This window comes from Flavobacterium sp. 9 (assembly GCF_002754195.1).
Classification (GTDB): Bacteria; Bacteroidota; Bacteroidia; order Flavobacteriales; family Flavobacteriaceae; genus Flavobacterium.
In genome coordinates this window covers 6,266,205-6,280,070 of record NZ_PEEU01000001.1, presented here as the reverse complement: position 1 = coordinate 6,280,070, position 13,866 = coordinate 6,266,205, and the positions used below count along the sequence as shown (strand labels likewise).

General features: G+C 31.7%; 15 protein-coding genes. 7 read left to right on the top strand and 8 right to left on the bottom strand.

Features of this window, described 5'->3' with window-relative positions; translation table 11 throughout:
• Positions 1-96 precede the first annotated feature (96 nt).
• From CLU81_RS26385 to CLU81_RS26355, 7 genes are all read left to right on the top strand, one after another.
• The gene (locus CLU81_RS26385) at positions 97-696 is read left to right on the top strand and encodes a DUF1684 domain-containing protein (RefSeq protein WP_099712569.1); all 600 of its coding nucleotides are present in this window, start codon (positions 97-99) and stop codon (positions 694-696) included.
• Positions 696-1,343: a TatD family hydrolase gene (locus tag CLU81_RS26380; protein ID WP_099712568.1), complete on the top strand. Its 648-nt coding sequence runs from the start codon at positions 696-698 to the stop codon at positions 1,341-1,343. The genes CLU81_RS26385 and CLU81_RS26380 overlap by 1 nt, the downstream gene beginning before the upstream one ends.
• 138 nt (positions 1,344-1,481) lie before the next feature.
• A complete protein-coding gene (locus CLU81_RS26375) occupies positions 1,482-2,198 on the top strand; it encodes a ThiF family adenylyltransferase (protein ID WP_099712567.1) in 717 nt (238 codons plus the stop codon).
• A 240-nt stretch (positions 2,199-2,438) separates the two neighbouring features.
• Positions 2,439-3,101 (top strand): HAD family phosphatase, encoded by a 663-nt coding sequence (locus tag CLU81_RS26370; RefSeq protein ID WP_099712566.1) that lies wholly within the window; start codon positions 2,439-2,441, stop codon positions 3,099-3,101.
• 69 nt (positions 3,102-3,170) lie between these two features.
• On the top strand, positions 3,171-4,013 hold the full coding sequence (locus CLU81_RS26365) for a DUF2911 domain-containing protein (protein ID WP_099712565.1): 843 nt from the start codon (positions 3,171-3,173) through the stop codon (positions 4,011-4,013).
• Between the two features lie 406 nt (positions 4,014-4,419).
• Complete coding sequence (locus tag CLU81_RS26360; RefSeq protein ID WP_099712564.1) at positions 4,420-4,944, top strand: TetR/AcrR family transcriptional regulator; 525 nt, start codon at positions 4,420-4,422, stop codon at positions 4,942-4,944.
• A 2-nt stretch (positions 4,945-4,946) separates the two neighbouring features.
• Positions 4,947-5,360: a nuclear transport factor 2 family protein gene (locus CLU81_RS26355; RefSeq protein ID WP_099712563.1), complete on the top strand. Its 414-nt coding sequence runs from the start codon at positions 4,947-4,949 to the stop codon at positions 5,358-5,360.
• Here CLU81_RS26355 and CLU81_RS26350 read toward each other — a convergent pair whose 3' ends face one another.
• From CLU81_RS26350 to CLU81_RS26315, 8 genes are all read right to left on the bottom strand, one after another.
• Complete coding sequence (locus tag CLU81_RS26350) at positions 5,361-5,990, bottom strand: hypothetical protein (RefSeq protein ID WP_099712562.1); 630 nt, start codon at positions 5,988-5,990, stop codon at positions 5,361-5,363.
• A gap of 72 nt (positions 5,991-6,062) precedes the next feature.
• The gene (locus CLU81_RS26345) at positions 6,063-6,671 is read right to left on the bottom strand and encodes a hypothetical protein (protein ID WP_099712561.1); all 609 of its coding nucleotides are present in this window, start codon (positions 6,669-6,671) and stop codon (positions 6,063-6,065) included.
• Between the two features lie 77 nt (positions 6,672-6,748).
• Positions 6,749-7,237, bottom strand: a complete 489-nt coding sequence (locus tag CLU81_RS26340) for a hypothetical protein (protein WP_099712560.1) — start codon at positions 7,235-7,237, stop codon at positions 6,749-6,751.
• Entirely contained in the window at positions 7,216-7,707 is a 492-nt protein-coding gene (locus CLU81_RS26335; RefSeq protein WP_099712559.1) for a hypothetical protein, read from the bottom strand. The genes CLU81_RS26340 and CLU81_RS26335 overlap by 22 nt, the downstream gene beginning before the upstream one ends.
• A gap of 56 nt (positions 7,708-7,763) precedes the next feature.
• A complete protein-coding gene (locus CLU81_RS26330; protein ID WP_099712558.1) occupies positions 7,764-8,561 on the bottom strand; it encodes a hypothetical protein in 798 nt (265 codons plus the stop codon).
• Between the two features lie 28 nt (positions 8,562-8,589).
• Entirely contained in the window at positions 8,590-9,276 is a 687-nt protein-coding gene (locus CLU81_RS26325; protein ID WP_099712557.1) for a hypothetical protein, read from the bottom strand.
• Positions 9,277-9,288: 12 nt separating this feature from the next.
• A complete protein-coding gene (locus CLU81_RS26320; protein ID WP_099712556.1) occupies positions 9,289-11,013 on the bottom strand; it encodes a sodium:solute symporter in 1,725 nt (574 codons plus the stop codon).
• A 121-nt stretch (positions 11,014-11,134) separates the two neighbouring features.
• On the bottom strand, positions 11,135-13,666 hold the full coding sequence (locus tag CLU81_RS26315) for a PIG-L family deacetylase (protein ID WP_099712555.1): 2,532 nt from the start codon (positions 13,664-13,666) through the stop codon (positions 11,135-11,137).
• Between the last annotated feature and the right edge of the window lie 200 nt (positions 13,667-13,866).

Below are 13,866 nucleotides of genomic sequence, written 5' to 3'. Positions count from 1 at the left end.
ATAAATAAGTTATTTGCAACAAAGTTAGGAAACTTTGTCACGTATAGTGGTTGTCGCATTGTTACTTTTAAACTATTTTTGCTGAAAATTTCTAAGATGAAAAATGCTATCGTACTTGCTTTAATATTGGCTTTTAATTTTGGCTTTAGCCAAAAGAAATTTGACCAGAATGATGCGAAAAAATTTCAGGACAAAATTAACTCAGAATATGCTGATGCTAAGACAAGTCCGTTAATGGCTGAAGATTTAAAGAACTTTAAAACTTTGGATTTCTTCCCAATTTCCGGTAAATATTTTGTTGTTGCAAAATTTGAAAAAGCGAAAGATGAGAAAGTTTTCGAAATGAAAACAACAGGAACAAGAACGCCAAAATATATAAAATACGGGACATTATATTTTGCTTTAGACGGCGTTGATTTGAAGTTAAATGTGTACCGAAATATTGAACTTTCGAAAACAAAAGAATATAAAGATCATTTATTCTTGCCATTCTCAGATTTGACAAGCGGTAAAGAGAGTTATATTGGAGGAAGATATATTGATTTAAAAATCCCGAAAGGAAACACAATTGCAGTAGATTTTAATGAGGCTTACAATCCTTATTGTGCTTATAATCATAAATATTCATGTCCGTTGGTTCCTTTAGAAAACGATTTGAAAGTCGAAATTAAAGCGGGTGTAAAAACTTTTCATTAATGGAATTATTTAATTTTCATACGCATCAATTTACAAATCAACCCAATATTTTAGAATTGGTTAATCAATATCCGCAAGAATTTGATGCTACAATTCCGTTTTATTCGATTGGAATTCATCCTTGGTATATAAAGGAAGATCAAATTGATGCCGATTTGAAAATTATAGAAGAAAAATTGCAAACCAAAAATTGTCTTGCAATTGGAGAATGTGGTTTAGATAAACGAATCGAAGTTCCGCTAGAAAAGCAAATTTTCGTTTTTGAAAAACAATTGGCTTTAGCCGAAAAATATAAAAAGCCTGTTGTAATTCATTGCGTTGCAGCTTTTCAGGAAGTGATTGCAATTAAAAAGAAATTGAAGATTTCGGTTCCGATGATTATTCACGGTTTTTCTAAAAATAGTCAAATTGCCGAACAGCTTATTAAAGCAGGATTTTATATTTCGTTTGGAAAATATTTACTTAGAAATCCGGAATTAAAATCGGTTTTTCTAAATGTACCAAATGATCGATTTTTTCTGGAAACAGATACAATTGAAGAAGGAATTAGCCAGGTTTATGATTTAGCATCAGAATATAAAAACATAACAATCAAAGAATTGCAAGAGATTATTTCAAGTAATTTTAAAAGTGTATTTGAGAGGTAATTTGACTTTGTCACCCTGAGCGAAGTCGAAGGGCATTCCAATTGGACGCTAGGTTTCGACTTCGCTCAACCTGACAGGCAGTGAAACCTGAAACGAAAAAAGTAAAAAGAAATTAAACAAAAGAAACAAAATTAAGATATGGCAGAGTGGACAGAAAGAGCCGAGCTTTTATTTACTAAAGAAGGATTACAAAACCTACAGAATTCAAATGTTTTGGTTGTAGGTTTAGGTGGCGTTGGATCATTTGCAGCTGAATTTTTGGCAAGAGCCGGAGTAGGAAGCATGACAATTGTAGATGGAGATGTGGTAGATATCACGAATATTAACAGACAATTACCAGCTTTGCATTCGACTGTTGGTCAGCCAAAAATTACAATTGTTGGAGATCGCTTAATGGATATTAATCCGGAATTGAAATTAACTCGCGTTCAGGAATTTTTATCTCCAGAAAGAGCTTTTGAAATTGTTACTCCAGAGTTTGATTATGTTTTGGATTGTATCGATAGTATTACTCCGAAATTAAATTTGATTATCGCTGCAAAACGCAAAAGAGTAAAAATCATAAGCAGCATGGGCGCTGGTGGAAAAATGTTGGCTTCAAAAGTAAAAGTAACAGATATTTCTAAAACGATAAACTGTTATTTTTCTAAAACTATCAGAAAACGTTTAAAAGTTGAAAAAATCAACAAGTTAAAAGTAGTTTTCTCTTCAGAAATTCAAGACGAAAAAAGCTTGAAATTGACAGATGGTAAAAATTTCAAAAAATCATTCTACGGAACCAACAGTTATATGCCAGGATTATTCGGCCTTCATGTTGCCGAAACAGTAATTAGACATTTACTTGCTAAAGAATAGTTTGTAAGGTTCTAAGGTTCTGAGATGCTAAGTTACTAAGTTTGCAACTGAAAATCGGAAAATCTTAGAGCCTTGAAAAATGTTTCAAGTTCAAATCTGATAAACTTTGTCAAACTTTAAAACTTTGACAAAGTTTTCGCAACCAAAGAATAATTACAAAATAAAACAAGCAAGATTATCCGGTTCCAAAAGAAAACCTTTGAACCTTTGTACCTCAGAACCTTAGTACCTTTTAAAAAAATGATTAAAACAGTAATTTTTGACATGGATGGTGTAATAGTAGACACTGAACCAGTTCACCGTTATGCTTATTACAAACAATTTTCGGAATTAAATATTACAGTAGGCGAGGAGATGTACACTTCGTTTACCGGATTTTCGACTCGCAACACATTTCAGGCTTTGAAGGGATTTTTTCCGACTATAGAGCATGAAGTAGAAGATTTGATTCAGAGAAAGAGAACTATTTTTAATGATGCTTTTGATACCAAAGAAGATTTGTATCTATTAGATGGCGTAGAAGATTTGATTAAAGATTTGTACGCTAACGGAATACAATTGATTTTAGCTTCTTCGGCTTCAAAAGTTACGATAGAGCGTGTATTTACGAAATTTAATTTGCACCAATATTTTACAGATATTGTAAGTGGTGAAGATTTTCCGCAATCGAAGCCAAATCCAGCGATTTTTGTGCACGCAGCTTCATTGTCAAAAGCACCAAAAGAAAATTGTATCATCATAGAAGACAGCACAAACGGAGTAAAAGCGGCAAAAGCAGCAGAAATTTATTGTGTTGGCTATAATAGTCTTCATTCTAAATTGCAAGATCTGTCTGATGCTGATTTAATTATTAATCATTTTAACGAATTAAACGCACAAAAAATATCACAATTAGGTGCTTGAATTATATAAAATTTAACATTTGTTACCTAATTGAATTTGTAAATTTGAACAAATAAAATAAACTCACACATGAAAAAACTACTTATTGCATTAGCCATTATTTTGGCTCCTTTTGCTACAGAAGCACAAATAAAAACCCCACAAGCGAGTCCGAAAGGCTATATTAAGCAAACAGTTGGTTTGACTGATGTTGAAGTTACCTATTCAAGACCAGGCGCCAGAGGTAGAGCAGTATTTGGTAATTTAGTTCCGTTTGGTAAATTATGGAGAACTGGAGCTAATGAAAACACAATCATCAATTTTAGCGATGATGTTGTGATTGATGGTAAGACTTTAAAGAAAGGAAAATATGCAATTTATACTATTCCTAAAATCGAAAGCTGGGAAGTTATTTTTTACCTTTCTACTGATAACTGGGGATTGCCAGAAAACTGGAGCGATGCATATGTTGCTTTAAGAACTACTGTAAAAGAAAATGCTTTACCAACTCCTGTTGAGACTTTTACAATTGGAATCAATGGTTTAGATCCAAACTTTGGATATTTAGAAATGGCTTGGGAAAACTCTCATGTTGCTTTAAAATTCGAAGTTCCAACTGCAAAAACTGCTACAGCTAGCATCGAAAAAGTATTAGGCGGACCAAGTGCAAATGATTATTTTGCTGCAGCTCAATATTTATTTCAATCTAACGGAAATATCGAAAGCGCTAGAACTTATGTAGATAAATCTTTAGATATGAGTACTGAAAAACCATACTTTATCTTAAGATTAAAATCTCAGATTCAGGCAAAACAAGGTGACAAAAAAGGAGCTGTTGAAACTGCAAAAGCATCACTTGCTGCTGCAGAAGCTGCTAACAATCAAGATTACGTAAAACTAAATAAAGATAGTATCGCTGAATGGAGCAGATAATAATTGTTTAGAATTATTAAATTCCAAATTTTAGAAAATCCAAATTCCAATTAATATTGAGATTTGGATTTTTTTTTTGCTCGTTTTTTTGTCATCTCACTAGTAAAGCTTTGTCAAAGTTTTAAACTTTGACAAAGATAAAACACCATAAACTCGACAAAGTAAGCCCAATAATTGTCATTGCGAGGAACGAAGCAACCACACTAAAAAAAAACACGAATCGAATTCAGCAAATGAGATTGCTTCGTTCCTCGCAAAGACTAATCTTTGTCGAGCTTCTTGTGTGATTTCTCCCTTCGCTCGAAATGACAATATTGCGCTTAATATTTGTTTTTAAAATAAAATAGACAGACTTGTCTGTTTGTATTGCTTTTATTTATACATTTGTATTATTAATTCATTACAAATGCAACCAAAAGAAAGAATTTTAGATACAGTTTCAGTTTTATTCCACAAGCAGGGATATAGTGCTACGGGAATAAATCAGATTATTGACGAGGCAAAAGTGGCGAAAGCGAGTTTCTATCAACACTTTAAATCTAAAGAAGATTTATGTGTGGCCTTTTTGAATCAGCGTCATGATTTTTGGTTTGGACAATTAGAGAAATTTGTTTTAAATGAAAAAGACTCAATATCAAAGGTTGTGGCTTCTTTTGATTTTTTGATATTTATGAATCAGAAAGAAAACTTTAGAGGTTGTAGTTTTTTAAACATACTTTCTGAAATTTCTTCGGATAATGTAAAAATTCTAAGTGTAATTCAAAGCCATAAATCTGATCTTAGAAATTATTTTAAAAACCTGATTAATAATGAGCTCACAGCAGATCATGTTTATTTGCTTTTTGAAAGTTGTATTATTGAAAGTCAGTTGTTTAAATCTAACGATCTTATAGAACAATCAAAAAAAATCATTCAAACTTTAATTTTATAAAAATGGAACAGAAATTACCATTGCCACCTTTCACGTATAAAACGGCATTAGAAAAAATTCAATTAGCAGAAGACGCCTGGAATAGTCAAGATCCGGAGAGAGTTTCAAAAGCTTATACTGTAGACAGCGAATGGCGAAATAGAGACCAATTTGTAAACGGAAGAGAAGAAATAGTTCGTTTCCTGACTAAAAAATGGGAAAAAGAAAAAAACTATAAATTAAAAAAAGAATATTGGGCACATACCGATAACAGAATCGCCGTTAGATTTGAATATGAATATCAAAACGCCGAAGGAAATTGGTTTAGAGCTTACGGAAACGAAAACTGGGAGTTTGATGCAAACGGTTTAATGCAAAAAAGATTTGCCAGTATAAATGATCTTGCGATTAAAGAAGAAGATCGAAAATTGAGATAATTAATTTAAACTTGGTGGTTCCGGTATTTTGATATTTCGCTTAATCTTTTTCACAATTAAAAGATAAAACGTAATTCCGCCCAGAATTATGAGTAAAGCAATTTGTAATTGTCCCAGGCTATTGTTTTTATTATACATTGCATTAGCGCTTGCCAATTTTGCTTTTCCTTCCTGAATTTGTATTTGTGATAAAGATTCTAATGTTGTTAAAGCTTGCTGACTCAAAGCAACAATTTTGCCCCAATTTTTACTGGCAACATGATTGTTTATTTCTTTGCAGGAAATCAAAAAAATATCAAAATACTGTTTTTCTTTATTTGTTAAAACTGTTTTAGCATACAAATCATCAATATTATGAATGATGTCCAGCGTATGAATAATTTCGTCTTTTTTAGTATTGTCGCTTAGATCTAATTTTTCGGCTTCGGCTTTTATGAAATGTAGCTCTTTAGAATATTGAAAGATATAATGCGCGACAACTAATCGATCATTAAAAATGGCATTAATATTTTCGTTTACATTTTTCGAATTTTGAAGTGTGTTAAAATTTCCAAGCAAAATTATAAGCATCACAACAAGCAAAATGTAAGCAGCTTTGGTTTTATTGCTGTATTTTTTTAAATCCTTCATAATGATGCATTTTAAAATTGATTTATAAAGCAAGTTCTCAAATAAGCTTATTAATCAAGAAATTATTCAAATCTATTTTGAGAGTATCCCAACTTTTAGCGTTTTCTCAATATTTTTTATAGAAGCAATTGGCGCAATTTTTATGCTTTTATTTCCTTTTTGAACATAAAAATAATAAATGCTATTGGTGCTAATAAGGTAAATTTGCTCAGATTCACCACTATTATAATTTAAAGTATAATTGTAATCTACCTTATTATTCTTGATTCGACGCATATTATCATAGCCACCGGCAAGTCCAGTTCCAATGAAAAATGACAATAATATGACTGCAAAAATTTTGAAAGAAGCATACATGTAATAATTTTTAGTTTCTTGTTCAGATAATCCTTCAGTAGATTTTAAATCGAATTTTTTTTGAACTTTTTTATTGTCTTTGTATTTTAGAAATATTTTTGGCAAATAAAAATGAAATAGAAAAAGAGCTACTATAAAACACAGAGTTATTGGATTTGAGGTAAACTCCGCAATTGGACTAATCAAAATGTCCATGATCGTTGAGTATTTCAGAATATTTATTCCTAATTGATAATAAAAGATGCTCTCTTTGAGTATTCCTAATATTACAAGATAAATGTAACCTAGGGGAAGTAGTTTTTGTATTTCCTCTGAATATTTCATTAAATGGTTTGTTTTTGGCGAATACTAAAATAGTACTTTTTTATTACAAATATTCAATAGATGTATTACAAAGAAAATTATTGTTTTTTATTTTGATTAATTAATGTCATCGTTTGTTTATTTACAATTTCAGCTGCTTGAGTTAGAAATCGTGGATTTGTACATTCCCCATAACTTATATAAACGATATGATCGTCGTCTTCGAGATTTTGGTTTCTCTTTTCTGCTTCCAGATAAATATCCATTCCCATCGTTAATATAACAGGAATTCCTTCATGATAAAGTTGCGTCGCAATTCCTATTAATCGATCCTCAGCAATTTGCTGTATTTCCTTATCCTCGTATACCAAAAGCATCATACAATACATAAGAGAACAGAGTTTTGTATTTTTAAAAGCGGGATACTTTTCTAAAATTTCAGCTCCCTGATTTATGTTCTCAAAGCATTTTGCGTAAAGTTGAGAAGAGATTGAATTGCCTATAGTTCCTTCATCCTCAACGAGATTTTGACTTTGAATTTGGGCAGAAAAATAAAGTGATAAAATCAGAATGAGTTTTTGAAACATAACCGTTTTATTTTAAGATATAATTTTCGAAAGGCATTATCTTTCTCTAATTTGAATTTTACACCTTCTTTATAACCAATTGGAAATGTGGGACTTTTGATACCAAATGGCCCCGCGTGATCCTCATTATAATATAATTCATCATCGTCATCACTATATCTTCCAGCACATAGAAGATTAAAAGTTGTAGTTTTTCTACTTGATTTCAGAACATTTATATCAATCCAAATTGGAACTTTATTCTTTCGATAAAGCAAATCAATTACTTCAATATCGGTTAAATTTAATTTTATAATTCCTTCGTCTTCAGGGTAAATATCAAACTTAGCATCATTATCATGGTTTGAGGAAGTAAAGATCACATTGTATTTAAAATTTGGTTGCAGTTTATTCAAAACATAACGTTCAGCAAAATCAATTGCTATAAAACTGGCATTTTTTAAACGGAATGAGAACTCTTGTTTTTTCATTTCTTAAATGTTCTAATATTAGAAATTCTACAATTTAAAATAATCTAAAATATTCTTTACTGAACTTTCGATAAGTCTAATATTTTTGAATTTACAGATTCGACTAAAATTAATTCAATTTGTTCTTGTATTTCAGGAAGTTTGTTTGCCGTCTTTAAAGCCAATATTATTGGTTTTATTTCATTTTTATATATTTCAACAGTCAAATTATCACATTTTGATTCTCCGTATCTTAAATATTGAAAAACATCACTAACTCTATTTTCATTATTAGACTCTAAAGCTTCTTTAATTGCAGAAATTCTATTCCATTTTTTGCCATTTTCTTTCCACCATTTTTTGACATTTAGCGAAAGATTTTTTCTGTATTGTGCGGTTCTTTCTTCGATGGTTTTGTTTTTCCAATCTAATTCATAGTTCCCGTTTTTTATATAATTATTATAGTTTTCTTTCGAAAGCTTCATTAATTTTTCATCAGTTACATCAAGATTTTTATAGCCAAAATCTTGAAACGTTAGATTTTCAAGCAACCAACCTGATCGAATAGCAATCCAATCTATGTTATATGGCAAATACTGTCCGTGACCATAAAATTTTGTAGTTCCTGGGTAAATTAGGTCAGTAGTACCTGTTAATTTTGAAAAAGCAGTGTCTTTTAAAAGTAGAATTAATTCAGGAATAATAGCTTTTTGGTAATTTTCAAGCTCTTTTTTAGCTGGATAAATATTTCCGTAAAATGAGCTTTTCTTAAACTCAACAAACAAGCTATCTATTTTAACTGAGTTACTTTTTTGAGCATTAACGCTTAGAAATATTGAAGTAAAAACAAAAGTAAAGTAACGTTTAATTTTCATAATTTTTTAAATTAATGATTAGAAAATATTAAAATCCGTAAGCTTCAATTCTAGTCTTATATTTCTTTTTTTCAATAACCCAGATAATCTCATAACCTCCGGCACCATCACTATTGGAAGATTGGATGTATAAGATATCATTTATTTTATCATAATTTATTTGAGAGTTGTATAAACTGGGTTCGTATAAATTTCTTAAAGCCTCATTTGGTATTGGTACTTTTATATTATTTATTTGAACTTCTATACTTTTATATTGTCTTTTAGGGATTTCTCCATCTGTTCCTAAAAAATCCAAATCATCTATTTTTGTAAGGATTCTTGAATCTTCTTTTAGAAACTGCAATTTATGCTTCTCTTTAACGAAAGGACTTTCGGTTATTTTAACTTTTACATTTGGACTATAAAATAAAACTTCTGTGACTTGATCTAATTTTAAAGGGATATTTGTAAAATCACTTATGAATTTAATTTTGCCTTTATAAATATATCCGTTTAATTCTTTTCCGTTTTTTTTATAATCAATATTTGCCCAATTCCCTTTTGGTTCAAAATAATAAACTATAAATCCATTATTGAGTTTGTCTGAAATATTATTAGCTATTTCTCCTGAACTTCGAACATTAACATACCCATCAGAATCCTTAACAATTGCAAATTGCGAATAGGAAAAGCTCAGGTTTAGTAAAAACAGAATACATAAAACGTTTTTCATAAAGATTTTGATTTACTCCAAAACAACTTCCTCAGAATCCGGTTCATTTTTGAAAAACGCAACTTGCATTATTAAAGCAAGAATAATAGTTAACATTGCGCCAATAAAATTCAGCCATAGATAACCTAGTTTTTCTTCTTTGTAAATCATGAAATAATAGATTACAAAAATGGTTGTCTGACTTATAATAGCACTGTAAAACATCGCTTTTGCCTTTACTCGACGAAGGTAAAATCCAACAAGGAAGATTCCTAAAACGGTTCCGTAGAAAATAGATCCAATGATATTTACTAACTGAATTAAATTCTCGAATAAAGTTCCGACGCAAGCGAAAAGTATCGCTACAACTCCCCAGAATAAAGTGAAGAACTTAGTTGCATTTAGATAATGTTTCTCTGATTTTTCGGTTTTCAGATTTCGTTTATAAATATCAATTGCGGTTGTAGAAGCAAGAGCATTTAATCCCGAAGCGGTTGATGACATTGCTGCCGAAAGAATTACCGCCAATAATAAGCCAATAAGTCCTTTTGGTAAATAATGCAGAATAAAATGAAAGAACACGTAATCTTTATCATTCGTTTCGCTTGTGCTGTCAGCTTTTAGAATAATTTCTTTGGCGCGATCGCGCAAATCTTTTTCTTTGTTGGATAATGTAACCAATTCTTTTCGCAAAATTGGATTGTCAAAATCCTGATTCAGCTGATCGATATACAATAAGTTAATTACTTTTTTATCTTCTGAAAGCGTGCTTAATTTCTTTTCTAAAGCGTGATATTCTTCTTTATAAGCCGATTTTTCAATGACAATTTTATTATTCGGATTGAAGTTTAAAGGAACTGGATTGAATTGAAAAAACACAAAAACCATAACTCCGGTTAGCAGAATAAAGAATTGCATTGGCACTTTTAAAAGTCCGTTCATGATTAATCCCATTTGGCTTTCGCGAACTGATTTTCCGGATAAATAACGACCAACTTGCGATTGATCTGTTCCAAAATAGGCGAGGGCAAGGAAAAAACCTCCGGTAATTCCACTCCAAAAAGTATATTTTTCTTCGGGATCAAAAGAGAAATCTACGATGTTCATTTTATCATTTGCACCGGCAATATGCAATGCACTGGTAAAAGTCATATCGTTTGGCAAGTAATGTAAAATCAGGAAAAATGTGATAAACATTCCCGACATGATCACAAACATTTGTTGTTTTTGGGTTACGTTTACAGCTTTTGTTCCGCCTGAAAAGGTGTATATAATCACGAGAACACCAATCATAACGTTCATTAAGGTTAAATTCCAACCTAAAAGCGCTGATAAAATAATGGCTGGAGCGTAAATGGTTAATCCGGTTCCTAAACCTCGTTGTACCAAAAATAGAATTGCTGCGAGTGAGCGTGTTTTTAAATCGAATCGCTTTTCCAGAAATTCGTATGCTGTAAATACTTTGTTTTTATGATATAACGGGATAAATGTCAAGCAAATAACAATCATAGCAATTGGCAATCCAAAATAGAATTGTACAAATCCCATACCGTCGTGATAAGCTTGTCCCGGTGTCGAAAGAAATGTAATGGCGCTGGCTTGTGTGGCCATTACCGAAAGTCCTACGGTATACCAAGGCGTTTCGTTATTGCCTAAGATAAAATCTTCGACATTTTTACTTCCTTTGGTTTTCCAGGAACCGTACCCAACAATAAATAAAAGTGTAACAATTAGTACGATCCAATCAAATAGTTGCATAAGTTATGAGTATAATTGCATGATTAAGAAAAAAATCAAAATGTAAATTGCATTGGCTACCAAAACATAAGTGTAGCTTTTTTTCCATTTTTTTACTTTTTTAGCTTCCATTGTGAATGTTTTATTTCTTTAATTCTGGTTTTGGAGCTTCTATTGGCTGCTTTAAGGAAATCATGTTAGACAATAGTCTATAGGCACCTGCAACTCCTTCTGGTAATTCTCTAAAAAAGCTTAAACCGGTGTAAATATAGTATCCTTTTCCATATGGCGCTACCAATAATGCTCCATCTTTAGGAGATTCTCCTTTGTCATGCGACGATAGAATAGGAGTGAAGGCAGGATCGTATTGATCTGGATAATATAAACCTTGTTCTTGTTTCCAGCCTTCAAAATCTTTGGTACTGATTTTATTTGGTACATTCAAAATTGGATGATTTGGCGCCAGAAAAGTAACTTTTGCATTTTCTTCGGTTACACGATCATTTGAGATTTTTAATGAATATGGTGCAATTTGTTCGGTTACGGTTTTACCGGGAGTATTGTATTGCACAATCATGTTTTTCCCACTTTTCACAAAATTAAAAAGTATATTTTGCTTGTTTGCCAGAGCGTTTACGGTATTATAAGCGCGAACTCCGGTAATCACGACATTAAAAGAATCTAATTTCTCAGGCGTGATTTCTTCTGGTTTTATAATTGAAACTTTATAGCCCATTTGCGCTAAACTTTCCGGAACTTCGTCGCCAGCGCCCATAATATAAGCGATTGCATCTCCGTTTGTTTTTAGATCAATTCTAATACATTTTGATTCAGCAGGTTTCAAAACCATTTGTTTGGTAATATGCGGATAATCAATAATAGTCTGGTCTTTATCAAAACGTTTATTGTCTACAATTGCAATGCTTTTTGCAACAACTTCTTCAGGATTTACGGGCGGTGTAACTTCAAAATAAAAGATTTGCTCGTTTCCTTTTTTCTCTAATGTAAACGGAATTTCTTTTGGTGAAACATCCCAGCTTTTCGGCAATTCTAATTGTAAATTTCCTTTAATTCCGTCCTTTCCGGCACGAACTTTTACAGGAACCATTTTACTTTTGGTAGTTCCAAATATTAGTACTTTTTCCAGAACTGATGTTGTAACTTCTGGAACTATATCCAGGAAATTATACATTTCGCCTTTTACACCGTCGTTATATTTGTAAACAACTGTGCGCTCAAACGGAATTTCGATTCCGCTTATTTTTACATTAAAAACAACTTTTACTTGCCTTATAATATCCGGTATTCCAATGTTTTCCTGATTAGAAACGGTATACATTCCAACCGTTGCTTTTTCTTTTAACCAATAAGGTTGCGTATATTCAATATTCTCAGGAATTTGAATATTAAGAGTTAATCTTTGATCGTTATTGTTTTTTAATGCAATATTTTGAGCTGTATTTTTATTGTCCGGTAATGACGTTATATTGATCAATTGCATTTCTACAGGCGATCTGTTAATTGCTTCAATACTAACTTTAATTGTACTTCCGGGAGTTGCTTCTTGTTCAGAGGCTGCAGCTTCAAGATACAATCCTGAACACGATGCGATTATGTTTTTTACAGCAGCAGCTTTTAAAGGTTTCCAATGATCATCGTCTAAAGCTTCAATCATTGAATACACTTTTACTAAATCAGGAATACTTGCAGATGGATTGCTAAAATCATATTTAGAGATAATTTTAGTAATTAAATCACCAATAGGTTTTCCGTTTTTAACACGATTCCATGAAGTGTCGATTCCGTCAAATAAATTATCACGGTCAATAGGACTGTCTCCTTTTATAAGTTCAAGATATTCGGTTTCCTGACCACGAGCTCCGGTACTTCCAAAACCTTGTGATTGATGACGACTACGGCTTAAAGCAGCAATTTCCTGATTTGATTTTCCAATTCCGGTATAATAAACGCCAGTTTCTAATCTTGTAAATTTTGATTTATCGGCAGCATCAAACTTTTCCTGACTTCCATAAAACCACCATGAAGGATTGAAAAATGTGCGTTTTACTTGCCAGGGTTTTACATATTTTAATTGTTCCGGATATATTTTAGGATCGTTTGTAAGCTTAAAACTTTCGACGCTCAACATTGCCGATGATGTATGGTGTCCGTGCGTTGTTCCTGGCGAGCGATGATCAAAACGATTTATAATTACGTCAGGCTGAAATTTTCGAATAGTCCAAACCACATCAGAAAGAACTTTGTCTTTATCCCAAATTTCTAAGGTTTCATCTGGATTTTTGGAATAACCAAAATCATTTGCACGCGAAAAAAACTGTTCTCCGCCATCAATTTTTCTGGCTTCGATTAATTCCTGAGTTCTTATTACGCCAAGTAATTCGCGCAATTGCGGACCAATTAAATTTTGACCTCCATCGCCACGAGTCAAAGACAAATATCCGGTTCTTGCATTCATTTCGTTTGCCATATACGAGATCAAACGCGTATTCTCGTCGTCTGGATGTGCTGCCAAATACAAAACAGAACCTAAAAAATTTAATTTTTTGATTTGATTGTAAATTTCTACAGAACTAGGTTTTTGTGGTTGTTGTGCAAAAGAAAAGGAAATTCCTGTTAGAAAAATAAGAAGAATTTGTATTTGAATTTTTCGCATAGCGTAGTTAAATGTTTTGAAAGAGCTTCAAAAGTAGTAATTATATCTTTGAACAGTATTTAAATGAAATGTTAATGTTTGGTTATTGATTAGCTTTTTTAAGAAAAACGATTCAAAAAAAAAAGCTGCCAGATCAAATCTGGCAGCTTTTAAGATAATTTGATTTAAAAAATTAAATCAAGCGGTATTTCCTAGGATTA